The organism is Chelativorans sp. (assembly GCF_031180965.1).
Lineage (GTDB): Bacteria > Pseudomonadota > Alphaproteobacteria > Rhizobiales > Rhizobiaceae > Chelativorans.
Map to the genome: position 1 here is coordinate 117,140 of NZ_JAPSLH010000003.1, position 25,922 is coordinate 143,061.

The 25,922-nt window shown below is 64.9% G+C and carries 28 protein-coding genes and 1 pseudogene; 17 read left to right on the forward strand and 12 right to left on the reverse strand.

From position 1 onward, the window contains the following. Positions 1-30 precede the first annotated feature (30 nt). On the forward strand, positions 31-759 hold the full coding sequence (locus tag RIN79_RS03305; protein ID WP_309083195.1) for an SDR family oxidoreductase: 729 nt from the start codon (positions 31-33) through the stop codon (positions 757-759). Positions 760-779: 20 nt separating this feature from the next. On the opposite strand, the gene RIN79_RS03310 is transcribed toward RIN79_RS03305, so the two are convergent. Beyond that, a complete protein-coding gene (locus RIN79_RS03310; RefSeq protein ID WP_309083196.1) occupies positions 780-1,508 on the reverse strand; it encodes a class I SAM-dependent methyltransferase in 729 nt (242 codons plus the stop codon). A 388-nt stretch (positions 1,509-1,896) separates the two neighbouring features. On the opposite strand from RIN79_RS03310, the gene RIN79_RS03315 reads away from it, so the two are divergent. Then, positions 1,897-2,469 (forward strand): SH3 domain-containing protein, encoded by a 573-nt coding sequence (locus RIN79_RS03315; RefSeq protein WP_309083197.1) that lies wholly within the window; start codon positions 1,897-1,899, stop codon positions 2,467-2,469. A gap of 239 nt (positions 2,470-2,708) precedes the next feature. Next, positions 2,709-3,500, forward strand: coding sequence for a DUF1206 domain-containing protein (locus tag RIN79_RS03320; protein ID WP_309083198.1), 792 nt, complete (start codon positions 2,709-2,711; stop codon positions 3,498-3,500). A 72-nt stretch (positions 3,501-3,572) separates the two neighbouring features. Here the strand turns inward: RIN79_RS03320 and uvrB are convergent, their stop codons facing one another. Together uvrB and RIN79_RS03330 are read right to left on the reverse strand one after the other, a co-directional pair. Continuing rightward, the gene (gene uvrB, locus RIN79_RS03325) at positions 3,573-6,380 is read right to left on the reverse strand and encodes an excinuclease ABC subunit UvrB (protein ID WP_309083199.1); all 2,808 of its coding nucleotides are present in this window, start codon (positions 6,378-6,380) and stop codon (positions 3,573-3,575) included. A 103-nt stretch (positions 6,381-6,483) separates the two neighbouring features. Beyond that, positions 6,484-7,008, reverse strand: a complete 525-nt coding sequence (locus tag RIN79_RS03330; RefSeq protein ID WP_309083200.1) for a histidine phosphatase family protein — start codon at positions 7,006-7,008, stop codon at positions 6,484-6,486. Between the two features lie 127 nt (positions 7,009-7,135). Between RIN79_RS03330 and RIN79_RS03335 the strand changes: the two genes are divergently transcribed. The 6 genes from RIN79_RS03335 (at position 7,136) to RIN79_RS03360 (ending at position 10,805) form a co-directional block, all read left to right on the forward strand. Next, positions 7,136-7,687, forward strand: coding sequence for a DUF2239 family protein (locus tag RIN79_RS03335; protein ID WP_309083201.1), 552 nt, complete (start codon positions 7,136-7,138; stop codon positions 7,685-7,687). Between the two features lie 117 nt (positions 7,688-7,804). Further along, a complete protein-coding gene (locus tag RIN79_RS03340) occupies positions 7,805-8,542 on the forward strand; it encodes an NIPSNAP family protein (protein ID WP_309083202.1) in 738 nt (245 codons plus the stop codon). An 89-nt stretch (positions 8,543-8,631) separates the two neighbouring features. Beyond that, on the forward strand, positions 8,632-9,057 hold the full coding sequence (locus tag RIN79_RS03345) for a GNAT family N-acetyltransferase (RefSeq protein WP_309083203.1): 426 nt from the start codon (positions 8,632-8,634) through the stop codon (positions 9,055-9,057). Between the two features lie 257 nt (positions 9,058-9,314). Further along, complete coding sequence (locus RIN79_RS03350) at positions 9,315-9,527, forward strand: cold-shock protein (RefSeq protein WP_309083204.1); 213 nt, start codon at positions 9,315-9,317, stop codon at positions 9,525-9,527. A gap of 405 nt (positions 9,528-9,932) precedes the next feature. Next, positions 9,933-10,145 carry a cold-shock protein gene (locus RIN79_RS03355; RefSeq protein WP_309083205.1) on the forward strand — a complete coding sequence of 71 codons (213 nt, stop codon included), beginning with the start codon at positions 9,933-9,935 and terminating at the stop codon, positions 10,143-10,145. 231 nt (positions 10,146-10,376) lie between these two features. After that, positions 10,377-10,805, forward strand: a complete 429-nt coding sequence (locus RIN79_RS03360) for a BA14K family protein (protein ID WP_309083206.1) — start codon at positions 10,377-10,379, stop codon at positions 10,803-10,805. A 147-nt stretch (positions 10,806-10,952) separates the two neighbouring features. On the opposite strand, the gene RIN79_RS03365 is transcribed toward RIN79_RS03360, so the two are convergent. The 3 genes from RIN79_RS03365 to RIN79_RS03375 form a co-directional block, all read right to left on the reverse strand. Further along, complete coding sequence (locus RIN79_RS03365; protein WP_309083207.1) at positions 10,953-11,594, reverse strand: MBL fold metallo-hydrolase; 642 nt, start codon at positions 11,592-11,594, stop codon at positions 10,953-10,955. A 183-nt stretch (positions 11,595-11,777) separates the two neighbouring features. After that, on the reverse strand, positions 11,778-12,053 hold the full coding sequence (locus tag RIN79_RS03370) for a hypothetical protein (RefSeq protein WP_309083208.1): 276 nt from the start codon (positions 12,051-12,053) through the stop codon (positions 11,778-11,780). A 117-nt stretch (positions 12,054-12,170) separates the two neighbouring features. Next, positions 12,171-13,064, reverse strand: coding sequence for a branched-chain amino acid aminotransferase (locus RIN79_RS03375; protein WP_309083209.1), 894 nt, complete (start codon positions 13,062-13,064; stop codon positions 12,171-12,173). Between the two features lie 232 nt (positions 13,065-13,296). Between RIN79_RS03375 and RIN79_RS03380 the strand changes: the two genes are divergently transcribed. The 3 genes from RIN79_RS03380 (at position 13,297) to RIN79_RS03390 (ending at position 15,124) form a co-directional block, all read left to right on the forward strand. Then, the gene (locus tag RIN79_RS03380) at positions 13,297-13,824 is read left to right on the forward strand and encodes a MarR family transcriptional regulator (protein WP_309083210.1); all 528 of its coding nucleotides are present in this window, start codon (positions 13,297-13,299) and stop codon (positions 13,822-13,824) included. Next, positions 13,824-14,540 carry a response regulator gene (locus RIN79_RS03385; RefSeq protein ID WP_309083211.1) on the forward strand — a complete coding sequence of 239 codons (717 nt, stop codon included), beginning with the start codon at positions 13,824-13,826 and terminating at the stop codon, positions 14,538-14,540. Before RIN79_RS03380 ends, RIN79_RS03385 begins: the two co-directional genes overlap by 1 nt. A 146-nt stretch (positions 14,541-14,686) precedes the next feature. Next, positions 14,687-15,124, forward strand: a complete 438-nt coding sequence (locus RIN79_RS03390; protein WP_309083212.1) for a DUF1772 domain-containing protein — start codon at positions 14,687-14,689, stop codon at positions 15,122-15,124. A 140-nt stretch (positions 15,125-15,264) separates the two neighbouring features. Here the strand turns inward: RIN79_RS03390 and RIN79_RS03395 are convergent, their stop codons facing one another. Further along, positions 15,265-16,020, reverse strand: coding sequence for an SDR family NAD(P)-dependent oxidoreductase (locus RIN79_RS03395; protein WP_309083213.1), 756 nt, complete (start codon positions 16,018-16,020; stop codon positions 15,265-15,267). A gap of 98 nt (positions 16,021-16,118) precedes the next feature. Here RIN79_RS03395 and RIN79_RS03400 point away from each other — a divergent pair, with 98 nt between their 5' ends. Together RIN79_RS03400 and RIN79_RS03405 are read left to right on the forward strand one after the other, a co-directional pair. Next, on the forward strand, positions 16,119-17,066 hold the full coding sequence (locus RIN79_RS03400; RefSeq protein WP_309083214.1) for an AraC family transcriptional regulator: 948 nt from the start codon (positions 16,119-16,121) through the stop codon (positions 17,064-17,066). Between the two features lie 131 nt (positions 17,067-17,197). Further along, positions 17,198-17,412 (forward strand): annotated as a pseudogene (locus tag RIN79_RS03405) (helix-turn-helix domain-containing protein); the annotation flags it as partial. A gap of 74 nt (positions 17,413-17,486) precedes the next feature. Here the strand turns inward: RIN79_RS03405 and RIN79_RS03410 are convergent. Continuing rightward, entirely contained in the window at positions 17,487-17,867 is a 381-nt protein-coding gene (locus RIN79_RS03410; protein WP_309083215.1) for a RidA family protein, read from the reverse strand. Next, the gene (locus tag RIN79_RS03415) at positions 17,855-18,481 is read right to left on the reverse strand and encodes a TetR/AcrR family transcriptional regulator (protein WP_309083216.1); all 627 of its coding nucleotides are present in this window, start codon (positions 18,479-18,481) and stop codon (positions 17,855-17,857) included. The genes RIN79_RS03410 and RIN79_RS03415 overlap by 13 nt, the downstream gene beginning before the upstream one ends. A 176-nt stretch (positions 18,482-18,657) precedes the next feature. Between RIN79_RS03415 and RIN79_RS03420 the strand changes: the two genes are divergently transcribed. The 3 genes from RIN79_RS03420 to RIN79_RS03430 all read left to right on the forward strand — a co-directional run bounded on the left by RIN79_RS03420 (position 18,658) and on the right by RIN79_RS03430 (position 24,302). Beyond that, on the forward strand, positions 18,658-19,692 hold the full coding sequence (locus RIN79_RS03420; protein WP_309083217.1) for a cupin domain-containing protein: 1,035 nt from the start codon (positions 18,658-18,660) through the stop codon (positions 19,690-19,692). Positions 19,693-19,953: 261 nt separating this feature from the next. Continuing rightward, positions 19,954-21,351 (forward strand): ATP-binding protein, encoded by a 1,398-nt coding sequence (locus RIN79_RS03425; protein ID WP_375165869.1) that lies wholly within the window; start codon positions 19,954-19,956, stop codon positions 21,349-21,351. Positions 21,352-21,896: 545 nt separating this feature from the next. After that, positions 21,897-24,302 carry a DUF2339 domain-containing protein gene (locus RIN79_RS03430; RefSeq protein WP_309083218.1) on the forward strand — a complete coding sequence of 802 codons (2,406 nt, stop codon included), beginning with the start codon at positions 21,897-21,899 and terminating at the stop codon, positions 24,300-24,302. Between the two features lie 19 nt (positions 24,303-24,321). On the opposite strand, the gene RIN79_RS03435 is transcribed toward RIN79_RS03430, so the two are convergent. From RIN79_RS03435 to RIN79_RS03445, 3 genes are all read right to left on the reverse strand, one after another. Beyond that, entirely contained in the window at positions 24,322-24,669 is a 348-nt protein-coding gene (locus RIN79_RS03435; protein WP_309083219.1) for a tRNA-binding protein, read from the reverse strand. A gap of 8 nt (positions 24,670-24,677) precedes the next feature. Then, positions 24,678-25,178 carry a YbjN domain-containing protein gene (locus RIN79_RS03440; RefSeq protein WP_309083220.1) on the reverse strand — a complete coding sequence of 167 codons (501 nt, stop codon included), beginning with the start codon at positions 25,176-25,178 and terminating at the stop codon, positions 24,678-24,680. Between the two features lie 326 nt (positions 25,179-25,504). After that, the gene (locus tag RIN79_RS03445; RefSeq protein ID WP_309083221.1) at positions 25,505-25,804 is read right to left on the reverse strand and encodes an accessory factor UbiK family protein; all 300 of its coding nucleotides are present in this window, start codon (positions 25,802-25,804) and stop codon (positions 25,505-25,507) included. Between the last annotated feature and the right edge of the window lie 118 nt (positions 25,805-25,922).

Genomic DNA, 25,922 nt, shown 5'->3' on the forward strand with positions numbered 1-25,922 from the left:
TCAAACCCAGCCAAAGCACAGGAGAACCTTATGGCCACGCTTATGGGCAGGAAAGTCGTCGTCGTTGGAGGCAGCTCCGGCGTCGGTCTCGGCGTCGCGCGAGCCGCTCTCGAAGGAGGGGCGGAAGTGGTGATCGTCGGCCGGTCGCCGGAGAAGCTGGCGGCCGCGGAACGGGCGCTCGCCACCGATGGCCGTGCCAGAAGCCTTGCCGCCGACATGACAAAGGAAAGGGACATTGCCCGGATGTTCGAGGAGGTCGGCGCGCTCGATCACCTCGTGTCGACCGCCGGACTGCTGCCGCCGGACGAGCCCATCGACCGGGCCGAGATGGAGGTCGTGCGGTCCTTCGTCGACAACAAGCTGATCGGCGCCGTCATGCTTGCCAAACATGCGATGCGCGCCCTGACGGCGGGAGGATCCATGACCTTCACCTCAGGGATCAACAAGGATCGGCCGCCGGTCCCGGGCGGCGCGGTCGTGGCCGCCATTGCCGGCTCGTTCAGCTATTTCGCCCGCGCTCTGGCGCTGGAACTGGCACCGACCCGCGTGAACATCGTGTCGCCCGGATGGGTGGACACGCCGATGTGGGATATCGTCGGAGAAGCCAAGGCCGGCTTCTTCGCGGACATGGCCGCCCGCTTGCCGGCGGGGAGGATTGCCACGGTCGCCGACGTGGCCCCCGCTTATATCTACCTCATGGAGAGCGAGTTCACGACGGGCGAGACGCTTCGCATCGACGGCGGTCAGAGTCTGATCTAGGCGCCCCTCCCCTTGCGCAATCAGGCCTGCGCTGAGACCAGCAGCATCATGGGCCTTTCCACTTCCTCCTCCAGGCCGGGATTGTCGGCGATCTGCGCCTCTGTGGGGGCGAATTCCTCCACATGGCGGATCGCGAATCCGGCGCCGATCAGCGTGTTCAGCGTCTTTCCGATCGTCCGGTGATATTTGACCACGCCGTTGGCGAGCCAGTCCGTCCTGCGCTCTCCCTCGACGGAATAGCGGTTGACCGGCCAGGTCTTGCGGCCGTCCTCGTCGGTCCACCAGCGCGGATGGGCAGCGGCCATGTAGATCGGGTGCTCGATCGTGAAGACCAGGTGGGCGCCAGGGCGCAAGGAGCGATGCACCATCCCCGCCAGCCGCCGGAAATCGGCGATATAGTGGAAGGCCAGCGCGCTATAGGCCAGATCGAATGATGCAGGGGGAAGCTCGAGCAGTTCGAGATCCGAGATCCTGTATTCGATGGCGGCATCGCTCGTCTCCGCCTTCGCGCGGGCGATCATGTTTTCGGAAATATCGAGCCCGAGCACGGAGGCGGCGCCTTGTCTTCGCGCCCAGCGGGCGAACCAGCCGAAGCCGCAGCCGAGATCCACAATGCGCTTGCGGGCAAGCCGGGGCAGCATGGCGCGGACCGCCGGCCATTCCGGCGCGCCGTCAAGGCCGTGAATCGAGCGCGGAAGCTGGCTGTAGCCAGCGAAGAATTCGGGATTGTCGTAGATGTTCTGTGCCATTTGTCTCTCCATCGGATGCCGACGGACGGGGCACATGCAACATAAAAAAGCCCCGCCCTGATGCGGCGAGGCTGCGGGTCTCCGATACGTCCGTTGCTAGCGTGATCGAGGCCCCTGCATCCCGCCTGTTGGGATGCAGGCGACCCGGGCAACGATATGCGTATCGTATTCGTGCATAGCGTCTTTATTCGCGGCTCCACGGCGGGTGTCAAGGGCGCCATGCCGCGCACGTGGAGCATTCGCCTGGGATGAAGAAGGGAACCCCACAGGGCCGTGGCTGTTCATGAGCATGAGTTAACGGCGCCGTTCATGCCTGGCTCATGTTCCGCGCTCTACAACAAGCTCTATCGGGCCAGCACCCGCCGGCTCCACAACAGACGAGGTTCGTATGTCGTACAAAACTCTTGGTGCACTCGCTCTTCTCGCAGGCATCTGCGTCCCCGGCGCGGCCATGGCCGCGTCGACGGCTGTAGCGACCACCAATGTCAATCTTCGCGCCGGCCCGTCGACCGAGTTTCCGCCGGTCAATGTGGTGGCGGCCGGGCACGGGGTACGTGTCCATGGGTGCCTGAGCACCAGGTCCTGGTGCGATGTGAGCTATGGCGGCCAGCGTGGCTGGATGTCGTCCAACTATATCGCCTTTGTCGATGGGGGCCAGCGCTATACGGGCACGAGGGCCATCTCGGCGATCCGCGCTCCCGTCGTCACCTTCTCGTTCGGCAGCTACTGGGATAACCATTACAGGGGCCGCTCCTTCTACCGCGATCGGGACCGCTGGGAGCGCCGCGACGCCAGGCAGGATGTGCGCGAGGAACGCCGGGAGCGTGACCGGGCGCGCCGGGACGTGATCGAAGAACGGCGGACCGGCGGCGACGTTCGCGACGCGCGCCGCGACCTGCGGGAAGAACGCCGCGAGCTGCGCGACGCACGCAGGCACCTTCGCCAGGAGCGCCGCGACTAGTCCCGGCGGCAGATCGGGTTGAGAGGGCGGCGATAGCCGCCCTTTTCTTTGCGGGGTTGCCGAGGGCGGGGAGACTCCCCGGGGCCATGCGGCCACCGCGGCTAGAAGGTCTCACCGCGCTTCAGCGTCTCGGCCAAAGCCTCGATTGCGGGGCACAACGGAACTGCCGCCAGATCGGCCGGAACGCACCCCTGCCCTCGCGCATTCCCCCGCGACGCTCGTTCAGCAAAGGTCCGCACATGCTCGAATCCGAGAAGAAATGGTTCCGGCCGCTGGCCCGTGCCGGCTATGCGGCGCGCGGCATCATCTATGTCGTGATCGGGTTTTTCGCGGCGCTTGCGGCGGTCGGAGGCGGCGAGGCGATGAGCTCGCGCGACGCCCTCACGGTGCTTTTGTCGAGCGGGGCCGGCAGCGCGCTCGCCTATGCGCTGATCGCCGGATTGGTGTTCTACGCGCTATGGCGGCTGATCCAGGCGGGCTTCGACACGGACGGGCATGGCAGGGATGCCAAGGGGGTGGCCATCCGCGGCGGGCTTCTTGTGAGCGCCGCGGTCTACGCGACGCTGGCCTCCTATGCCTGGTCGCTTTCGCGCGGGGCGGGCGGCGGCGGAGGCGGTGGCGGCGGCTGGGCGGAAATGCTGGCGGGATTCGTCGGCGCCCGCTGGGTGGCGGCGGCATTGGCGCTGGCGCTCGCCGGCGCCGGCATCGCCCATGTCGCAAAGGCCCTCCGCGAGCGATATGCGCGCTATCTTCAGGCCGGGCCGCAGGCGATGCGGGTCATCCACCCGGTGGCCAAGACGGGCCTGATCGCGCGCGGCGCGGTATTCCTGGTACTGGCCTTCCTGCTGGCCACGCGTTCGGTGCGAGGCGGCGAGCAGGCAAGCTCAAAGGCGGCGCTGGAATTCATCCAGGGCCTGCCGCTCGGATGGCTGCTCCTGACTGCAGTGGGACTCGGGCTGATCGCCTTCGCGCTCTATTCCTTCACCGAGGCAGTCTACCGGCGCATCAATGTGGAGGATGCGCGGGTTTAAGCCCGCAAACGGGTAATGCAGCCGTGCCTGGCCGCCATCTCCGCCCGGCCGGCAACCGAGGGCCGAACGGCGCTACCGTCCGGGTCTGCCGGTCTTGGACGGACGGCGCTTGCGACGGCGCTCTTCGGCCGGATCCTCGTAGGAGCCGGTGCCCACCTTCCCCCGCCTGATTGGCTCGGCGTCGCTGTCCCCGGCCAGGGACGGCGCCTTTCCAAGCGGCTTTTCCGTGCGGCGGACGGTCATTTCGTCGAGCGAGTTCTTGCGGAACAGCGATCTTTCGCCGCCGGCCGGAACCGCGTGGGCGCCGGAGGTGCCCATCTCATCGAGATGCGGCTTGCGGAAGAGGGATTCTTCCGCGCCACCCGTCGCGCGGCCGCCTGCAGGCGGTCGGCCGCTAGAACCCCTGCCCTTCGCGGCCTGGCGCCGGGCCGACTGTGTGTTCTCCACGCCGGCGTCGCGCGAGAGCGGGTCGTCGAGGATCGCAAGTTCCGTCTCGCGCAGGCGCTTGATCTCGTCGCGCAGACGCGCGGCCTCCTCGAAATCGAGATCGGCGGCCGCGTCGCGCATTGCCTTTTCCAGATATTCCAGATGGGCCTGGAGGTTGTTGCCGACGAGGTTGTTGAGATCGTCGCCCTTGGCGCCGCCGATATCCGCGCGCACGTGGTCGCGCTCATAGACGGAGTTGAGGATGTCGCCGATATTCTTCTTGATCGATTCCGGCGTGATGCCGTTGGCCTCGTTATAGGCGCGCTGCTTCTCGCGGCGGCGGTTTGTCTCCGCCATCGCCCGCTCCATGGAGCCGGTGATCTGGTCGGCATAGAGGATGACGCGGCCGTCGACATTGCGCGCCGCGCGGCCAATCGTCTGGATGAGGGAAGTCTCGGAGCGGAGGAAACCTTCCTTGTCCGCGTCGAGGATGGCGACGAGGCCACATTCGGGAATGTCCAGCCCCTCGCGCAGGAGGTTGATGCCTATCAGCACGTCGAAGGCGCCGAGCCTGAGGTCGCGGATGATCTCGATGCGCTCCAGCGTGTCGATGTCGGAGTGCATGTAGCGCACGCGAATGCCCTGCTCGTGCAGGTATTCGGTCAAATCCTCGGCCATGCGCTTGGTGAGCACCGTGACGAGCGTGCGGTAGCCGGCCTTCGTGGCCTCGCGGATTTCGCCGAGCACGTCGTCGACCTGGGTCTTCGCAGGGCGCACCTCCACCGGCGGATCGATGAGGCCGGTCGGGCGGATGACCTGCTCGGCAAAGACGCCGCCCGCCTGCTCCATCTCCCAGCGGCTCGGGGTGGCGGAGACGGCTATGGTGGCGGGGCGCATCGCGTCCCACTCCTCGAAGCGCAGCGGCCGGTTGTCCATGCAGGACGGCAGGCGGAAACCGTATTCGGCGAGCGTTGCCTTGCGGCGGAAGTCGCCGCGATACATCGCGCCGATCTGCGGGATGGTGACGTGGCTTTCGTCGACAAAGACCAGCGCGTTGTCGGGGATGTATTCGAACAGGGTCGGCGGCGGCTCGCCGGGGGCGCGGCCGGTGAGGTAACGCGAATAGTTCTCGATGCCGGCGCAGGAGCCGGTGGCCTCCAGCATTTCGAGGTCGAAGCGGGTGCGCTGCTCCAGCCGCTGCGCCTCGAGCAGGCGGCCGGCGCGCTCGAGTTCGACCAGGCGGAGCTTCAGCTCCTCCTTTATGCCCTTGATCGCCTGGTTAAGCGTGGGACGCGGGGTGACATAGTGCGAGTTGGCGTAGATCTTCACCGATTTCAGATCGTCGGTCTTCTTGCCGGTGAGCGGGTCGAATTCGGTGATCGATTCGATCTCGTCGCCGAACAGCGAGATCCGCCAGGCGCGGTCCTCAAGGTGCGCCGGAAATATCTCGATCGTATCACCGCGCACTCGGAACGAGCCGCGTGTGAAGTCTGCGTCCCGGCGCTTGTATTGCTGCTCCACCAGGTCGGCCAGGAGCTGGCGCTGGTCGAGCTTGTCGCCCACCGCCATCTGGAAGGTCATGGCGGTATAGGTCTCGACCGAGCCGATACCGTAGATGCAGGAGACGGAGGCGACGATGATGACGTCGTCGCGTTCGAGCAGGGCGCGCGTCGCCGAATGGCGCATGCGGTCGATCTGCTCGTTGATGGAGGATTCCTTCTCGATATAGGTGTCCGAGCGCGGGACGTAAGCCTCCGGCTGGTAGTAGTCGTAGTAGGAGACGAAATACTCGACCGCATTGTCCGGGAAGAAGCTCTTGAACTCGCCGTAGAGCTGGGCCGCCAGCGTCTTGTTGGGGGCGAGCACGATGGCCGGGCGCTGCGTCTCCTCGATCACCTTGGCCATGGTGAATGTCTTGCCGGAGCCGGTGACACCGAGCAGGACCTGGGTGCGCTCGTTCTGTCGCGCGCCCTCGACGAGGTCGCGGATGGCGGTCGGCTGGTCGCCCGCTGGCTGGAAATCGGAGACCATGCGGAAGGGAATGCCGCCCTCGGATTTCTCCGGCCGCGGCGGACGGTGCGGCACCCAGGAATTGCGCAGATTGGGATCGCCGCCCTCGATGAGGCGGGAGAGCGCGGCAACCGTGGCCGTCACGCCGCCGGGAGCCAGACCCTCGGCCTCCTCAAGCGTGACGTCGAGGCCGGCAACCGGCATCAGGCCGGCGGCAGCGCGCTCCTTTGCCGATGCGGCGCCGCCCATGGAGGTTCCGCGCCCGGTTCTGCTCGGGGCGGAGGAGCGCTCGGGAATGCGCTTCTTAGGCTTTGCCGGCTTCTCCGCCTCGCGTGTGATCTCCACCGCCCAGTCGGAGATCGAGCCGGACAGGGGAGTGCCGGACAGCGGCGGCTGCGGCGGCTCTTCGAAGCCGCGCGGGTGTTTTCTCGTCGAATTGGCCATGATGCCGAATATGGAGGTTTGGGCGGCAAATGGAAAGGGCGGAGTGGCAACAGCGGCGGCGCGCCGACCCGCTGCTGACACGAGGCTGTCAGGAACCGACAGGCTAGCCTTGGCCGAGATCGCTCGGCCGCACGAAATGGGTGAGCCGGGCGGCGCCGAAGCCCAGTTCCGACCACAGCCCATCCACCGTAAAACGGGCCACCGCCGCCGTGGGAAATTTCGCGCGCAGGCGGCCCAAGGGCTCCTTCTTCGACCCCGGCCCGGCAAGGCCGAGCGCCGCCTCCTGCAGTCCCGGATTGTGGCCGAGGACGAGGAGGCGGCTCACCTCCTCCGGAACGGTGCGGATCACAGTCAGGATCGTCTCGGCAGAGGCCATGTAGAGGGAATAGTCGTAGTCGGCGATCGGCGCGCTTTCGCCCAGTTCAGCCATCACGCGCAGCCAGGTGAGGCGCGTGCGCATGGCCGGGGAGGCAAGGACCCTCTCCGGAATCCAGCCGGCCGCAGCCATCTCCCGCCCCATCCGTTGGGCCGCCTTTTTTCCGCGCGGCGCCAGCGGGCGGTCGAAATCATCGAGCGACGGATCATCCCAGCTGGACTTGGCATGGCGCAGGAGAAGAAGCTCTTTCACACCCGTCTCCAATGGTGGACGGCCGCTCCTAGCACAGGCGGCAGCGGATCGCAGCAGCTAGTTTTTATCCGGGCTTATTGACTGACTTTTTACCCGGATGATAAGACGGCCGAAACAGGAGACGACAATGACTGATGCCCAAACATGTACCGCCTTCGAGGGACACCGGCGGGTCGCCTCGGGCTCGCGGCTGGAGGTGGCGCTGCACCTGAAGCGCGATGGCCGGGACAATGTGCTGGTCTTCGACGACTCGACCGGGCGCCAGATCGACTTCGACCTTTCGGGCACGCCCGAGCAGATCGCGAGGCGGCTGGTGATCACCGTCTCGCCTCGTCCACTTGGCCGGCCAAAACTCGGCGTGGTGGCTCGCGAGGTGACGCTTCTGCCGCGGCATTGGGAATGGCTGAACCGGCAGCCGGGCGGCGCTTCGGCGACGCTGCGCCGGCTGGTCGATGCGGCACGCAAGGCGGATGATCCGACAGACAGGATCAGGAACGCGCAGGAGGCGGCCGACCGCTTTATGATGGCGATGCTGGGCGACCACCCAGGCTACGAGGAAGCTGCCCGGGCGCTCTATGCAGCCGACAAGGAACGCTTTCTGCATTGCATCGCGGAATGGCCCAAGGATTTGAAGGCCTATGTCGAGCGGCTTGCTGCGCCGGCATTTACAAAGGCATAGCGCGTTCGGAGCCGCTCGATAGCCGACCCCGCCTGGCGGCGCACGGCTTCCCTGCTGACACTATGCTGGCACGAGGTCGCTGCTATCACGGGACGAAACCGGAGAAGGACTTCCGCGATGATGGCAGCACCGCTGCAGAACATTCTCGAGTTGCGGCGCTACCTGCTGCATCCAGGTCGGCGGGAGGACCTGATCGCCGTGTTCGACCGGCATCTGGTGGAAAGCCAGGAGGATTGCGGGATGACTGTGCTCGGCGAGTTCCGCGATCTCGATCGGCCGGACGACTTCGTGTGGCTGCGGGGGTTTGCCGATATGGAAAGCCGAAAAGAGGCGCTGGGTGCGTTCTATGGCGGCCCGGTTTGGGCCAAGCACAGGGACGCTGCCAACGCGACCATGGACCGCTTCGACGACGTGCTGCTTCTCAGGCCCGCGGGAGACGGCGCGGGATTTGCGCTGGAAGGAGAGAAGCGGCCGCCAGCGGAGGCGCCCGAGGAAAGCGCTGCCGTCTTCACTGTCTTCGTCTTTCCGCTGGACCACGGGCGTGCGGACGCCTTCCCCGCCTATTTCTCGCGCAGCCTGCTTCCCGCCCTGGCCGCCGCCGGAGCTCCGGCGGGTGCCAGCCTGGTGACGGAGGAAAGCCCGAACACCTTCCCGCGCCTGCCGGTGCGGGAGAAGGAACGGGTTTTCGTCTGGATTGCGCGCTTTGCGGATGAAGCGGCGCAGCAGGCATTCGCCCGAACGCTCCGGCAGTCGCCGGCCTGGCGCGACGCGATGGGCGACGGCTTCGGCGGACATGCCAACGCCCCGCTCACCATAAACCGCCTCTCCCCGACGGGCAGATCCCTGCTGCGGTGAGGCTCAGGCCACGGCGCGGGCCATTTGCGCGAGCCGGCAGATCTCAGAAACCGCTTCGGTTTCGCCGGGGGATGAGGCATTGTTGCCCCATGAGTGAGCGGCCTCAAGTGATCTATGCACGGGAACAGACGCTGGACGCGGCGGAATTCCGCCGCGTTCTGGTCGAGTCCGGTCTCGGCACGATGCGCCCGGTGGATGACGAGCCCCGGCTGCAGACCATGCTTGCTGAGGCCGGCCTGATCGTCACGGCGCGGCTCGGCGAGCCCGGCGGCCGGCTGGTGGGCGTCGCCCGCGGCGTCACGGACTCCTCCTGGTGCTGCTACATCTCGGAGCTCGCCGTCTCCTCCTCCGCCCAGGGCCTCGGCATAGGCAAGGGGCTGCTCGACGAGGCGCGGCGGGTACTGGGCCCGAAGGTCGCGGTTTTCCTCGTCTCCGTGCCGGAGGCGGTCGGCTTCTACGAACGCGTCGGGATGGAGCGCCTGACCGAGGCGTTCTGGTTCCGGCGCACCCAGTAGAGCCGTCCGCGTCGTTCGGCGGGCGCGCGGAGGCAAGCGGCAGGTCCCTGTTGAGACCAAGTTTCTTGATTCCTGCGGACAGACCCGCCTTGCTTCCAACATGTTTTCATGGCACAAGGGAGGACGCCCGGGATTGCAGACCCGGAGAACTGGACGCTTCTTGGACGACCTTTTCCCGAAATCATGACTCGTGGCGACGGCGAACCTGTGCACGTCGCACAGACGCCTTTTTTTGCAAGGGAAAAGGAGTTTCCCAAATGGCCCAGACCGGCACCGTAAAATTCTTCAACGCCTCCAAAGGCTTCGGCTTCATCACGCCCGACAACGGCCAGAAGGACGTATTCGTCCATATCTCCGCGGTCGAGAGCTCCGGCATGCGTTCGCTCGTTGACGGCCAGAAGGTTTCCTTCGACGTCGAGCCGGACCGCATGGGCAAAGGCCCGAAGGCGGTCAACCTTTCGGCGGCATAAGCTGCTTGCCGCGCAGGCGGCATTGGTTTTGAAGAGGCGCGGCGGGCAACCGTCGCGCCTTTTCTTTTGCACGCCTTTTCTTTTGCAGCGGATTCGGCCACGGCCGCAACTCTCCCCTTGCATACGTCGCCCTCCTCCGGCCGCTCATTTGACACAAAACTTTCGCTTGCCGGATTTGCGAAAATGAGGGACACTTTTCGCCGTTCGGGCATTTGCCGGCCCGGAGACTGGAATAGCATGCCCCGGCACCGAGAAAGGCTCCGGGAAGGCGCGTGCAAAGAATCCGGCAGGAGCACGCGTTCGCTGACTGTTTCTTCTCCCCCAGTAAACGACCGAGGACACCTGGGCCCAATGGCTGAGGCCATGGCCCGCAGACCATGACTACGGGAGAAAGGACCCCTTCCCATGCCCCAGAGCGGTACCGTTAAGTTCTTCAACCACGCCAAAGGCTTCGGCTTCATCACGCCGGATGACGGCCAGAAGGACGTGTTCGTGCACATCTCCGCCGTGCAGGCTTCCGGCCTGCCGGGCCTCGAGGATGGCCAGAAGGTGACCTTCGACACCGAGCCGGACAAGCGCGGCAAGGGCCCCAAGGCGGTCAATCTCTCGGTGGGCTGATAGCGCAAGCGCCCTTCGAATTGCGGAACGCCGGCCTCTGGCCGGCGTTTTGTCTTGTGCGTGCTGCCTGCCAGACGAGCTTTGGGCTGGTCTGCGGCACATTTGATGCGGCCGAGGCAACCGGCCGCGATCTTGCCGCGTTTAACCATTCAGATACCGTTCAGCTACGGGATCATAGCATTCGGCATCAGCGCGCCGATCAGGCGATCGCGCGAGACAGGAGAGACCTCGATGAACCGGATCCTCAAGAGTGCCATTCTTGGTGTCGCCGTCGCGGCGACGACGCTTTCCGCCCTTCCCGCCGCCCAGGCCGACGATCACCGCTGGCGGCGCTATCATCACCGCCACCACGACCGCGGCGACGAGTTGGCCGCCGGTCTTGCCGGACTTGCGATCGGCGCCATTGTCGGCAGCGCGCTGTCGCAGCCGCGCTACCACGACCGGGTCTATATCGACCCGCCGACCTACTATCGGCCTGCGCCGCGCTACCACTACGCGCCCGCGCCCGTCTATCGCGGCCCGGTGACCTATCAGTACGGGGTGGAGCCCTGGTCGCGCGAATGGTACCGCGCCTGCAGCGCCCGCTACCGCAGCTTCGATCCGCAGTCGGGCACGTTCCTCGGCTATGACGGCCGGCGGCATTTCTGCAATATTGGGTGAGATGTAAGGGAGTAGGGGAATAAAGGGAGTAAAGGAATAGAGCGCAGAGCTTGGCGGGAGCGCCTACCAGATTCTTCGGCCTCAGCCTCGATCTCTTACTCTCCTACTCCCTTCTCCTACAGCCTTACTGCCCTATCGCCTAGTGCCCTACACCAGGAACGGATTGGTCCGCCGCTCCTCGCCGAACCGGCCGCCGGGCCCGTGGCCGCAGAGAAAGCCGACATCATCGCCGAGCGGCAACAGCTTCTCCTTTATGGAACGGATCAGCGTGGCATGATCGCCGCCCGGCAGATCCGTGCGGCCGATCGAGCCGCTGAAGAGCACGTCACCCACGTGAGCGAATTTCGCCGCCGCGTTGTAGAAGACCACATGGCCCGGCGCATGGCCGGGACAATGAAGCACCGAGAATGAATGGCCGGCGAAAGAGACCGTGTCTCCTTCATTGAGGAAGCGGTCCGACGTGACATTGCGCACCGGGTCGCCAAGCCCGAACATGCGCGCCTGGGTCTCCAGATTGAGGAGCATCTCGCGATCCGCTTCATGGGGCCCGAGGATCTGCACTCCCAGCGCATCCTTCAGGTCCATGGCTCCGCCGGCATGGTCGATATGGCCGTGGGTGAGCCAGATCGCCTCTATTGTAATCCCCGCGCGCCCGATCGCCTCCTGGATGCGTTCCACCTCGCCGCCTGGGTCGACGACCACGCCCCGCTTCTCCTCCTCGTCAAAGAGGATCGTGCAATTCTGCTGGAAGGGGGTGACAGGGACAATGCCGGCCCGAAGCGTGGTCATGATCGTCAGACCTCTGCTGTTTAGGGGAGTAAGGGAATAGGGCAGTAATGCCGTAGGGCAATAGGAACCGTCGGGATGTCGAGTGAGGGATCAGCCGCGAATGCCTTACCGCGTTACCCAACTGCCCTCAAAAAACAGAACGGGCGGCATGCGCCGCCCGCCCGGATTTCGCAGCGAAAGCGCTCAGGCTTTCTTCGTGGAGTTCATCACCGCGCCGACAATGCCGGTGAGCACGGCGCCGCCGACGCCACCACCGACCACATGGCCAAGGATGCCGCTCAACGCCCCAGTGTCGCCTCCCATGCTCGAAAGCAGCGCGCCACCCCCGACCCCGCCGACAATGCCGCTGATGATCACCGGCAGGTGGCCCATGGCCGCCTTCTTGAACGCCGCACCCACGGCCTCGCCGGCGACAATGCCCGCGATGGCCTGCACAATGATGGGAACTAAAGCTTCCATCTTCCCTCTCCTCGAGACGCCGACCTAAGTGGCCGGCGCCACCATGAAACGCCGAATTCGGCCAAAGTCAAACGAGGGGGAATCCGGCTTCGGGCGGCGCGGCTCCGGAAGGCTGCCCTATTCGGCCGCCAGACGCTGGCGCGGGCGCACTTCCTCGCTGTAGTCGTTCATCAAAAGGCGAGTAATTTCACCAACTTGGAACGTGTAGGGCCCGATCTCGGCCACCGGCGTGACCTCGGCGGCACTGCCCGTGAGGAAGCACTGCTCGAAACCTGTTAGTTCCTCCGGCATGATCGCCCTTTCGACGACTTCGATGCCGCGCCGGCGCGCCAGATCGATCACCGTGCGCCGAGTGATTCCATCGAGGAAACAGTCCGGAGCGGGCGTGTGCACCCTGCCCTCCTTGACGAAGAAGATGTTGGCGCCGGTCGCCTCCGCGACCTGGCCGCGCCAGTCGAGCATCATGGCGTCGTGGTAGCCCTTGGCCTCCGCCGCATGTTTGGAGAGCGTGCAGATCATATAGAGGCCGGCGGCCTTGGACTTGGAGGGCGCGGTGCGCGGATCCGGGCGGCGGTACTCGGCCATGTCGAGGCGGATGCCCTTCATCCGCTGCTCCGGGTTGAAATAGCTCGGCCACTCCCAGATCGCGATGGCGAGATTGATGCGGTTGTTCTGGGCCGACACGCCCATCATCTCGCTGCCGCGCCAGGCGATGGGACGGACATAGGCGTCCTGTAGCCCCTGCTTGGCCAGCAACTGCCGGCAGGCCTCGTCGATCTCCGCCACGGAATAGGGAATGCGGAATCCCAGCAAGCGGGCCGATTCGTGGAGCCGCTCGGTGTGCTCGGTCAGCTTGAAGATTTGCCCGCCATAGGCGCGCTCGCCCTCGAAGACGGCGCTGGCATAGTGGAGCCCGTGAGTGAGTACGTGGATCTTGGCGTCGGCCCATTTGACGAATTCGCCGTTGAACCAGATAAAGCCATCAAGCTGGTCGAAAGGAACCGACGCCATGTCAATCTCTCCTCCGGGCCCATTGCCCTGAAAACGCCCTCTGCACGCGGGCGGAAAACGCGACCGTACCGGAACACCGCGTGTTGCGGGAGGGTTTACGGAAACTCCGAAAAATCCACCTCAACACGCCCATTTTGTTCGCTATAAGGCGAAAAGCTTGGCGAAAATTATCAGCGCGTCAAAAATATGTCAACATAGCTGACGTAATTTTTGCGCCAAGGGGAACGAGTACATGAAGAGCCCGATGAAGCCGACCGAGAAAGAGCAGGTCCAGGCCGCCGAAGACGAGATCGACTTCGCGCTCATCGAGCTTCTCTTCTTCGCCTATCGGGACTTCACCTCCGACCCCGACGCAATCCTTTCGCGCTACGGTTTCGGCCGGGCGCATCACCGGGTGCTGCATTTCGTCAACCGCCGGCCCGGGCTGACGGTGGCCGAGCTCCTGGATGTTTTGCGCATAACCAAGCAGAGCCTTGCGCGGGTTTTGAAGCAGCTCATCGACATGGGGTATATCGTGCAGGTGCAGGGGCCGCGCGACCGGCGCCAACGCGAGCTCTACGTGACCAAGAAAGGGCATGCGCTGGCGCTGGCTTTGGCCCTGCCACAGTCGCGCCGTATCCATTCGGCACTGAATGAGGCGGGGGTCGAGGACCGCGCCGTCCTGGAGCGGTTCCTGCGGGCGATGGTCGATCCCGAGCTCCGCGAGCAACTCGACAGGCGGCCGGCCGAAGGTGGCCCGGCGCGTGAAGGAGGGACGTGATGATCAGCGAGGAGGCTGAAGCTGCGGCCGCGCCGGCGGACGACGCGCCGCATCTGCTTATAGTGGACGACGATACGCGCATTCGCACCCTCCTGCACCGCTATCTGCGCGAGCAGGGCTTTCGCGTGAGCATCGCCGGCAACGCCGCCGAGGCACGGCGCAAGCTTTCAGGACTCGACTTCGACCTCATTGTCCTCGACGTGATGATGCCCGGCGAGGACGGCGTGGCGCTCACGCGCAGCCTGCGCGGCGAACGCAACGTGCCGATCCTGATGCTGACCGCGCTTTCGGAAACTGAGAGCCGTGTGACGGGGCTGGAGGCGGGTGCCGACGACTATCTGGCAAAGCCCTTCGATCCGCGCGAACTGGTGCTGAGGGTCAACAACATCCTGCGGCGCAGCGGCCAGCCGGCCGCTCCGAAGGTGGAGCAGGTGGTGTTCGGCCCCTACACCTTCCAGATCACCAAGCGTGAGCTGAAGCGCGCGGGCGAGGTGCTGAAGCTGACGGAGCGCGAACGCGACATCATGGCTGTCTTTGCCCAGCGCGCCGGCGAGACCATCCCGCGCCACGAGCTGGTGGGCGAAGAGTCGGAGGTGGGCGAGCGCACGATTGACGTGCAGATCAACCGCCTGCGCCGCAAGATCGAGCGCGACCCGGCTAACCCGGTTTGGCTGCAGACCGTCCGCGGCATCGGCTACAAGCTCAGCGTGGAGTAAGGCGATGGCCCGGCTCGCGGAACAGACTCATGCGTCTGGTCTCGACCCCATTGCGGACATCGTGCACCAAGCCGACATAAGTCGACGGCGCGCGCGTAGGCTTACCTCCAATCCTTTTCAGCTAGATCTGTGAAAATTTCGCCGTGATGTCGCTTCAGCTTGTCGCGCTCGTTGCTGCCACCCTTTTTACCGGAGCGGCGCTTTACATCACTCTGGTTGAGCATCCTGCCCGCATGCATCTCGACAATGCTGCATTGCTCGCTCAGTGGCAGCCAAGCTACAAGCGGGCACTCCCTATACAATCTGGCCTCGCGATCGTTGCTGGGCTGGCAGGCCTCGTGGCTTGGTATGTCTCTTGGGATTGGCGGTGGCTTGCTGGGGGCGCCGTGATGTTGGCGAACTGGCCCTTCACGTTGTTAGCAATCGCGCCGGTCAACAAGCGCCTGATGGCAATGCAGGGGCGTGAAGCTGGTGCGGAAAGTCGTGCGATGCTCATCCAGTGGGGAAGACTACACAACGTGAGGAGCGCGCTGGGCGCGGCGTCCACGGTGCTTTTTCTGCTGGGCTTCGCGGCAAGCACCTAACGTCCGTTCCAACCAGTTGGGTCGCTCGCCTCGCGGCCCTCGATCCGCCGGGTGGTTGCATAACGCTGTGCGTCCACTTTATCTGAACGCAGGCACCAGGGCGTGGCCCACCGGCATTGTGCCGGCGGGCCCTGGCTCAACTACCAGGGGCAGGGTTCGTTGACCGAAGCCGTGAAGGTGCCCGTTGGCTGTTCGCTGCTGAGGGCGACACGAACGGCTTCGGCAGCCCCCTGCTGCACGGACTCGGTGCCTTCGTAATTGTTCAGCGCAGTGCGGGTAAAGCCCGGAGTCACCGCATTGACCTTTATGCCTTCGGCTTCGAGATCGATGGCGAAGGCCAGCGTGATGGCGTTGAGCGCGGTTTTGGAAGCGCCGTAACCGGGGTTGAATGTCGCCCGATAGGGATGGGGTGTGGAATTGATGGTGAGCGAGCCGAGGCTGCTGGAAACGTTGACGATGCGTGCGGCCTCCGATTTGCGCAGCAGGGGAACGAAAGCCTGGGTGACCGCGAGGACGCCGAAGACATTGGTTTCCCATATGGTGCGAACTTCATCGAGCGAAATCAGCGTCGCGCGCGAGCGCTGGATGTAGTCACGCAGGGTCTCGCTTTCCTGACCATTGGCGCGGGAAATGGCGGCATTGTTGATGAGAATATGCAAGCGACCAAACTGTTGCTCGACCTGCGCGACGGCGGCGCGGATCGAAGCCTGATCCGTGACATCGAGCTGGATGGGATGAACATCCCCTTCGATGGTTTGGGCGGCTGCCTTGCCGCGGTCGAGATTGCGGGAGGCGAGGAGCACCGTGAGCCCGCCGGCGGCGAGGTCGGTCGCGATCTGCAGCCCGATGCCCTGATTGGCGCCGGTCACGAGTGCGATGCGTGGGTTTTCGGTCATGGCACAATCCTGTTCTGGTTTGACCGAACAGGAGATGGTCACGGGCAATTGGACGTTCTATATTCAAAAATCCAAAAAAATTTCGAGTGAGTCCAGAAATGGCTGATCCCCTCGCCCAGATTGTCGGATTGCTGCAACCGGGGGCGCCGTTTTCCAAAAGCGTCACCGGCTCGGGACCATGGCGGGTCAGGCGGACGCAGTCGCCCAACCCCTATTATGTCGCCGTGCTCGAGGGGAGCCTGCGTTACCGGGATCACCAAAACGGCGAGGTCATCGTCAATGCAGGCGATTTCATCCTCATTCCATCAGCTCAGGATTTCATGATGTGGAGCGAGGCGCCCAGCAAAGACACCGACATGGTGGTCAATCCCGTCATCCTGCCGGGAGGCGTATATCGCGTCGGCAGCGTGGATGGTCCGGTCGATATGCGGGCGCTGGTCGGCTACTGCATTTTCCAGTCCGAGGATGCGACCTTGCTGTCCTCGCTGCTGCCCAAATTGGTGGTCGTGCGGGGCGAGCACCGCCTGGCCATGCTGATGCAGCTGCTGGGCGAGGAGGTGAGGGAAAGTAAGCCGGCGCGAGAGGTGGTGTTGCAGCATCTCCTTGAAGTACTGCTGATCGAGGCGCTGCGGACAACCTCCGAACCGGGCAGCTCTCCGGGATTGTTGCGCGGCCTCTCGGACGAGCGGCTGGCGGTGGCGATAAGGAGCATCCATGCAAGACCCGACCACGGCTGGACTGTCGCCGAACTGGCGCGGGCGTCGGCAATGTCGCGATCGGGTTTCCATGAGCGGTTCTCAAGCGCGGTGGGCATGGCCCCGATGGAATATCTGACGGCGTGGCGGCTGGCATTGGCCAAGGACCTGTTGCGCAAGCGGGAGGCGAGCGTGGGCGAAATCGCCCGGCGGGTGGGGTACCGTTCCGCCAGCGCCTTCAGCGTGGCGTTCACGCGCGACGTGGGCGTGTCGCCTGCACGCTATGCCCACGAGGCTGCCGCGGCACTCCCCGGCACAGGGGCAGAGGAATTCGAAGGCGCCATCGCCTAGTGAGGCTAGCCGGTCCACCGCACGTTTTCACTCATTTGGCACACTCGGAGACGTTGGGCGCCAGAAGCTCCGCTTTTCAAGCTGTGGACTAGCAATGGACCGTCAAAAAAACAGCCCAGTTGCCGCCATCGCTGACCGAGCGCGAGCGCGACATCATGGCTGTCTTTGCGCAGCGCGTCGACGAGACCATTTCCCGTTGCGAGCCGGTGGGCGAGGATCCGGGCTAGGCGAGCACACAATCGACGTGCAGATCAACCGCACGCGCCGCAAGATCGAGCGCGACCCGGCCAACCCGGTTTGGCTGCAGACCGTCCGCGGCATCGGCTACAAGCTCAGCGTGGAATGAGGCGGGGCACTTGCAGCTGGCCTTCCATCCGGTGGCCGACATTCATCGCATGCTCACATTGGGCCGATGCCCATTCAGGCCACGGCGATCGCTTCGATTTCGATCAGGAGCGACGGCGCCGCGAGCGCCTTGACGACCAGCAGTGTTGTCGCCGGCGGAGGCGACGGCAAGGATTCGCCGGCCGCTTGCATGAAGTCCGGCAACAGGCTTTCGTCCGTGAGGTAAATCGTGACTTTCGCCAGATTTTGCTTGTCCATTCCTGCTTCTGCCAGGACGGCATTCAAGTTCGCGACGGCGATCCTTGCCTGCTCCCCGATGTCCGCTCCGACGTATCCCGTAGCGTCTACCCCGACTTGCCCCGAGACAAACAGCATCCGCCGCGGCGCTTTCGCCTCGACAGCCTGGCTGTAGAACGGCGAGACTGGATAGCCGGCGGGATTGATCATGGTAAGCATGACAGGTCTCCAGGTTGGCGGGACGGCGGGTGCGGTGATCCTGCTGCTTCCCGCAAATCCTTCAGACGTCGGAACTCGGCCCTGACCATCTCAGCCATCGCATCAAGCGCTATGGGACTTCGGGAAAGGGCGAGCACACCGTGGTAAAGGGCCAGGAGACGCAGCGTTGCAGTGTCGCCCGCCCGGCAGCCCAATTCGCGGCTCAAGACGCCGTCTATGGCCCGCCGAAGCATGGCCAGGGCATCGCTTATGTCGGCCGAGGCGATCCCGTCGGACTTGCCGAACTCGACAATTGAGTTGGTGACGAGACATCCGTAGCCATCGGCCAGCGGCGGTTCGAAGACGGAGAGAAAAAGCCCTTCCAAGTCCTCCAGCGTTGCATCCTCGCCGGCATGGGCGGCGATACGCTGTCCGACGAATCCGTGGACGTAGTGGCGGAGAGCGGCCTTGAAGAGGCCCGCCTTGTCGCCGAACGCGTTGTAGATGCTGCCAGAGACGAGTCCTGTGGCCTTCTCGAGCTCCGCTACGGAGATATCCTTGTAGCCGTGCCGGCGGAACGCATTTGCGGCGGCGGCGAGCACGGCGTCTGTATCGAAGGCGCGTTTTCGACCCATAAGTGGATTATAGAGATAACGTTCTAAAATGCAAATTCTAATTCGAGACACAGGGCCGCCGTTTGAGGGCCGCCCGGAGATCTTCCGGGAAGGGTCACGCGTGGAGTGAAGGACCGCGTTGACCGCATCCAGGATTTGCCGGAACATCCGGCAGACAGCAACGGAGCTTGCCGCCAATGACCACGGAAACTCCCTCGCCCCGGCCGATCTCCTCGCAGGACGTCCCTTGGACGGAATGGTCGCAGGTGCCGCGCATCGGCGTCCGCTATCGGCATCTGAGCCGTGCGGCAATGGGCGAGGATTATCGTGTGGGCGTGGCGATCGAGGAGCTGGAGCCGGGCCGGCAGAGCGCACCGGCGCACTACCACTTCCTCGAGGAAGAGCATGTCTTTATCCTCGAGGGTTCGCTCACGGTGCGCCTGGGACACGAGACCCACAGGATGTCAGCGGGGGACTATATCTGCTTCCCCGCCGGGCAGAGAGCGGGCCATTGCCTTGTGAACGACAGCAAAGCGCCGTGCCGCTATGTGATCGTAGGCGAGAGCAACCCGAACGAGGTCGTCGTCTATACCGACTCGCGGAAGGTCCTGGTGCGCGCCCTCGGGCGGCGCGCGATCTTGGATCTGGCGGCGCTGCGCGGCTACTGGGACGGAGAGGACACCGGCCTGCCGGAGGGCATAGCCGCGCCCTCCGACGCCGCTCTCGACACGCCAGAAGACATGGCCGGGCGTCCGCCCATCTCCTCCGGCGGGTTGGAATGGCGCCAGGACGGTCCGTCGGCAAGCACGCGTTTCGGCGGCCGCTCCAAGCATCTGACCGATGCTGCCGCCGTCGGACCGAACTACCATGTCGGAATGCTGATCGAATCGCCCGCACCGGGGAAGCGCCTGGCGCCCAGCCACTATCATATGCTCGAGGAAGAGCATGCTTTGATCCTCGAAGGCACGGTGACGCTGCTCCTCGGGGAGGAGCGGCATGAGATGAAGCCAGGCGACTATGTCTGCTTCCCCGCCGGCCGGAAGCTCGCCCATTCCTTCATGAACAGCGGCACGGGGCCGTGCAGCTATCTGATGATCGGCGAGAACAACCCGAACGACGTCTGCGTCTATCCCGACTCCAACAAGATCGCCGTCAACGGCCTGCGTACGCGGAACCCGATCTTCGACATGGCCAGCGTCAGGAATTATTGGGACGGTGAGGACACCGGCTGAGCTTCCGAGACGCGCGGCAGGCACGAATGCCTGCCGCGAGCCGTTCCGGAGCTGCCTTGGCTGGGCCGGCTGCAGCCAAATCTGCCTGAGCGGGCAAAGGTAAGGCGCACCGCGACAGCGCCAAGCCGGCATGGCCGGTGCGATGAGCAGCCCGCACGGCCGTCCACGGTTCTTGCGCGTCCGTGACGCTGTCGGCAAAGCCGGATAGAGTGGCCGCGGGTCGGCGCTTAAGGGTCGGCCTTGGCGAAAGATGGAAGAGCGATGGCAGGGTTGGACCAGTCTTGGGCGGAGAAGAGCGGCATGCGTGCCGGACTCGGCGCGCGCCGGGCATGGCGGCGCTTCTGGCGTGTTGTCTCCCGCTACATGCCCAAGCGGCTCTATGCGCGCTCCCTGATCATCGTCATCGCTCCGGTGATCCTGCTGCAGTCGGTAATCGCTTTCGTCTTCATGGAGCGGCACTGGCAGACGGTGACACAGCGTCTCTCCCAGGCCGTCACGCGCGACATCGCCGCCATCATCGACATCCTGGAGACCTATCCGCACGAGGATGGCTACGCGAACATCATCCGCATCGCCCAGGAGCGGCTGGCACTGCGCATCAGCATCGAACCGCTGGAGCCGCTGCCCCCGCCGGCGCCAAAACCCTTCTTCTCGCTGCTCGACCGGACGCTGAGCGAGGAGATAACCCGGCAGATCCCCGAATATCCGTTCTGGCTGGACACGGTGGGGAATTCGAACATGGTGGAGATCCGCATACGGCTGGAAGACAAGGTGCTGCGCGTCTTTGCCCGCCGCAGCCAGGCCTACGCGTCCAACACGCATATCTTCCTCCTGTGGATGCTGGGCACCTCACTCGTGCTGCTGACCATCGCCGTCGCCTTCCTGCGCAACCAGATCCGGCCGATCCTGCAGCTGGCGGAAGCGGCGGAAAGCTTCGGCAAGGGGCGGCCGACGCCCGACTTCCAGCCACGCGGCGCCGAGGAGGTGCGCCGTGCCGGCACGGCCTTCCTGCAGATGCGCGAGCGCATCGAGCGGCAGATCGAACAGCGCACGGCGATGCTGACCGGCGTCAGCCACGACCTGCGCACCATCCTCACCCGCTTCAAGCTGCAGCTGGCGCTGGCCTACACCAAACCCGATATCAAGGCGCTCGACCAGGACATCGAGGATATGCGGCTGATGCTGGAGGGCTATCTTGCCTTCGCCCGTGGGGAAGCGGAGGAGGTCGCGGGCAAACTCGATCTGGCGGCCCTGCTGGGCAAGATCGAGGAGGAGGCGAAGCTGCACGGATGTTCCTTCTCCGCCGCGTTGACCGGGGACCCGCATGTGCATGTGCGGCCGAACGCCTTTTCGCGCCTGCTCAACAATGTGATCGGCAATGCCTTCCGCTACTCCTCGAAGGTCGAGGTGCAGGCAAGGCACGGCGGCGGCACGCTGCTTGTGACCGTCGACGACGACGGACCCGGTATCCCTCCGGACAAGCGGGAGGAGGTGTTCAAGCCTTTCGTGCGACTCGACGAGGCGCGCAACCAGGACGAAAGCGGCACCGGGCTGGGGCTTTCCATCGCCCGCGACATAGCGCGCGGCCATGGCGGCGACATCACGCTGGAGGATAGTCCGCTGGGGGGTCTGCGGGTTGTCATCCGCGTGCCGGCTTGAGGCCTCAAGGGCGGCATAGTCGAGAGAAGCAACCCTGACGCTGCAGCACGCTGGAGCTTCATGCACCGGTGCAGGGCGTTCACCTAACGACTGGTATTCCTGGCTCCTGCAAGTCACGGCCCAGCACGCGCTGCCCTCCCCGCCTTGACGTCCGATCCCCAACAGCTTGATTTCCTCGACCGCGCAGATAAGCTCCAGCAAGATAATTTCCCCGCTGCCTTTTCCTCCTCATCCCCATGGTTCTTCTGGTCATTCTAGCCCTCTGCTTCCTCTTCGCTGGGGCGGCGATGGGCATTGGCGGCTTTTTGCGGGCGCGCGATCTCCAGGCGCGATTGGATAGGTTGGAACAGGATCTAAATGCCTTCAGAGCGGAGGTCCGCGCTGCACCTTCCGACGGGGCCGCGTCGGAACGGGGCGTTCAGGGGCCGTGGGGCACGGCTGAATCGGACGAGCAGGCCGCAGACGAGCAGGAGCCGCCAAAAGAAACGGCAACCGCGGACAGCGGACAAGCCATTCCGGAGCCGGTGGGCGGGAAGGCGCCGCAGATGCCGCCGGCCGTCCCGGGCCGGCCCCGCGCCTCCTTAGAGGAACGGATCGGCACGCGCTGGGCCGTGTGGGTCGGCGGCCTCGCCCTCGTCCTGGGCGGCGTGTTCCTCGTGCGTTATTCGATCGAGGCGGGACTGATGACGCCTGCGGCGCGGGTGATTTCGGGAGCCCTCCTTGCCATCGCCCTTGTCGGCGGCGGCGAATGGCTGCGGCGCAAGCACATGCCCGGCGAGACCGGCGGCCCGGCCTATATTCCCGGCGTGCTGACGCTCGCCGGCACCACCACGGCCTTCGCAACCGTGTTCGTGGCGCACGCGCTTTATGGCCTGGTCGGGCCAGGACTCGCCTTCCTGCTGCTTGCGGCCGTGGCGCTGCTGACACTGGCGGCCTCCGTCCTGCACGGACCGGCGGTGGCTTCCTATGGGCTGCTTGCCAGCTATGTGATTCCCTTCCTGGTCAGTTCCGACCAGCCGGCGCTCTGGCCGCTGGCGATTTACGGGCTCTTCGTCAGCCTCGCGGCGTATGGCGTCGCGCGGCTGCGCCTGTGGCGCTGGCTGGCGCTGGCGGCGGCGGGCGGCGCCTTCTTCTGGGGCCATGTGCTTGCCTATGCGAGCAGCGGCCCGTGGGATGCGGGAGCGCTCGCCTTCTATAACCTGGCGATCTTCGCGATGGCCGCATTCGTCTTCGTGACGAGCCTTTATCCGAGGGATCCCGGCGCAGGCGCGGACCGGCAGGACTGGCCTGCCGCCCTCGTTCTCTTCCTGCATGCTTTGCTCGCCTACTATCTGCTGCAGGTGGGCGAATTCGGGACCTTGTCCGTCGCCGTGCTGGCGATCATCGCCGTGACCCTGATGGTGGTCGCTTCCGAGTGGCCCGTCGTGGCCTCGGCAGCCGTTGGCGGGTCCGCTCTGATGATCCTCGGCTACCTGTCCTGGGAAGTGCCGCTGTCGCCCACCGACCTTGCGCCCTTCGTCTCGGCGAGGGACAGGGTCTCCCTGGCCTTCTCCAATCCCTCGGCGGAGGCTTTTCCGACGGTGGGGGTCGCCTTCGCCCTTCTGAGCGGCGGCATCGGCCTGTGGGGCACGCTCCGATCCACCGGACGCCCGGCGCTGGCGGCGGCGGGTGTCGCCACGCCCCTGGCGTTGCTCGGCATTGCCTATTTCCGGGTGGCGCCCTTCGAAACAAGTATGTTCTTCGGCGCCCTGGCGCTGGTGCTGGCGGCGGCTTTCCTCGCCGCCCTCGCCTTCCTGGATCGCCGCCTGCCGGATGGCGCAAGCGGCCGCGAGGCTGCCCTCGCCGCCTATACCGTGGGAACCGTCGGCGCCATTGCGATGGGGATGAGCATCCTTCTGCAGGACGGGTGGCTGCCCGTCGGACTCGCCCTGCTCGCCGCCGGCACGGTCTGGGTGCGGCAGAAATGGCCGCTTCCCGCCCTCTCCTGGGTGGCGCTCGGCGTGGCGGTGCTGACCTGCCTGGTAATCGCCTATGACCCGACGATCGTCGGCGCCGACCGGCTGGGCAGGACGCCGGTCTTTAACGCGCTGCTGTATGGTTATGGCGTGCCGACGCTGGCCTTCGCCTACTGCGCGTGGCAGTTGCGAGACGCGCGGGGCGTGCCTCAGCAGGCCTTCGAGGCACTCGCCATGTTCTCCGCCCTTGTGACCCTGGCCGTCCTGATCCACCACGCCATGAATGGGGGCGCCTTCTATGCCCCGGCCGATACGCTAGGCGAGTGGAGCTTGCACACGCTCGTCCTGCTTTCGGGGAGCCTTGCGGCGCAGAGGCTGGACGGAATTTCCGGCAGCCCGGTCCTGGCCAAGGGCAGCCTTGCTTTTGGCGTCCTCGGCTTCCTAAGCGCGGCGGGGCTGCATCTCTTCTCGCTTAACCCCCTGTTTAGCGGCGAGCCGGTGGGCGGCGGTATTCTCTTCAACCTCCTCTTCGTTGCCTATCTGCTGCCTGCGGTGCTGTTGGCTGCGATCGCGCGCTGGGCCGGCCCCTCGCGCCCGGACTGGTACCGGCAACTGGCCGGATGGCTTGCCGGCGCGATGATGTTTGCCTGGATTTCGCTGGAGGTCAGGGCGTTCTTCCACCGGCCGAATCTCGACGTCTTCGCTACCTCAGCCGCCGAGCTCTACACCTATTCGGCGGCCTGGCTCCTGTTCGGCCTGGCGCTTCTCGTGGTGGGGTTCCGCTGGCAGTCGAGGATGATCAGGCTCGCTTCCGGGATTTTCGTTCTGGCTGCGGTCGCGAAAGTGTTTCTCTTCGATATGGCGGGGCTGGACGGCGCGTGGCGCGCCCTCTCCTTCATCGGCCTCGGCGCCGTCCTGATCGGCATCGGCCTGATCTACCAGCGGCTGCTGATGCGCCAAGGCCCGGCGGCGGAGGAGAAGCCGCAGGCGGTCTGAATGACCTGGAATGTCGGTTTCAGTGCAGGCGGCTGCCGTTCGGCACCGGCTTGTCCGCCGCGGCGAGCACCACGGCGCCGCCCTCGTCGGAGAAGCCGAGGGTGAGCACCTCGGACATGAACTTGCCGATCTGGCGCGGCGGGAAATTGACCACCGCCATCACCTGCCTGCCGACAAGCTGCTCCGGCGTGTAGTGAACGGTGATCTGGGCCGACGACTTCTTCACGCCGATCCCGGGCCCGAAATCGATCTTCAGCTTGATCGCCGGCTTGCGCGCCTCGGGAAACGGCTCGGCCTCGACGACTGTGCCCACCCTGATATCGACCTTCTCGAAGTCGCCATAGGCGATCTGCGGCGCCGACTCCATTGGGTTCCTCAGGCGGAACCGAAAGTCTCGAACAGCACGCTGTTGAGCGCTTCCTGTGCGCTGCTGCCCGACCAGATCACATATTGGAACGCCTGGTAGTAGCACTCGCAGGCTTCAAGCGCACTGTTCAGCATCACCTCGACCTGCTGCCCGGTGGGCTCCAGCCCGCCCGCCAGCACGAGCGACTGGCGGAACATGATCACGCCCTCGCGCTCCCAGAGGTCGAAGTGCCCGAACAGCATCTGCTCGTTGATGAGCGAGATGAGGCGCATGATCTCGAGCGTGCGGCTTTCCGGCACCTTCAGGTCGAAGGCGCAGGCCACATGCAGCGCCTCGAACTCCTCCATCCAGGAGAAGGATACGTGGTAGTCCGTCCAGGTGCCGGCGACGGAGATTGCAATCTCGTCGTCGCCGTTCCGCTCGAAGCTCCAGTCGTTGGAATGCGCGACATGTTCGATGACGTCCACCGGGTGGGCGGCACGCGTCATGTCAAGTTCAAGAAGGCTCATCAACTGCTTTCCCGTTGTTGGAACGCCGGCAGGCGCTCGCGGTTGGCACATGCGTTTCATTGCACGCGACCGAAATACGACACACTGAGCGGAGCGAAGGTGAAACACGCTAAAACATCCAGGCCTGCCCCTTGCCCGGCTGCATGTGGTTTCGAATCATGCAGCAAATTCAGTCTATTGATAGCGGGACGACTGACCAGTCCTTTTTTCGCCCTCTGGCGGAGCGATGTGGATAGCCGGCATCCAGCGCCCGCGCACAGTGCCCACTAAGCGACTCTCGCACCAGTGCTTTTTGGGGTTGCGCACAGCTTGCTGAGGCGGCGAATTTATTCTTCGCTGATTGTGGAATTCGCCGGATTTTCGCCCAAGGTGCTGGCGGAGGCGAGCCTTGCTTCGAGAAGTTCGATGCGGGCGAGAAGCGCCGCGTTCTCCTCGCGCGCCTTGATGGCCATCTCGCGCACCGCCTCGAAGTCCTCGCGCTGGACGAGGTCCATGGAGTTGAGCAGGCGCTCTGTCTGGGCGCGGAAGAGATTCTCGAACTCGCGCCGCACGCCCTGGGCGGCGCCGGCTGCGTCGGTCACCATCTTCGCGAACTCGTCGAGGATACGGTTGGGGCCGTTGGTCATCTCGCTGCCACTCCTTTATCCATGACGTAAGGCGGGGAGGCGGCGAATGCAAGCCGCGATCCTGCCCGGGCTTGACCGCGCGGAAAAGCTTTCGCATAGCTCGGCCGCGCCCGAGGAG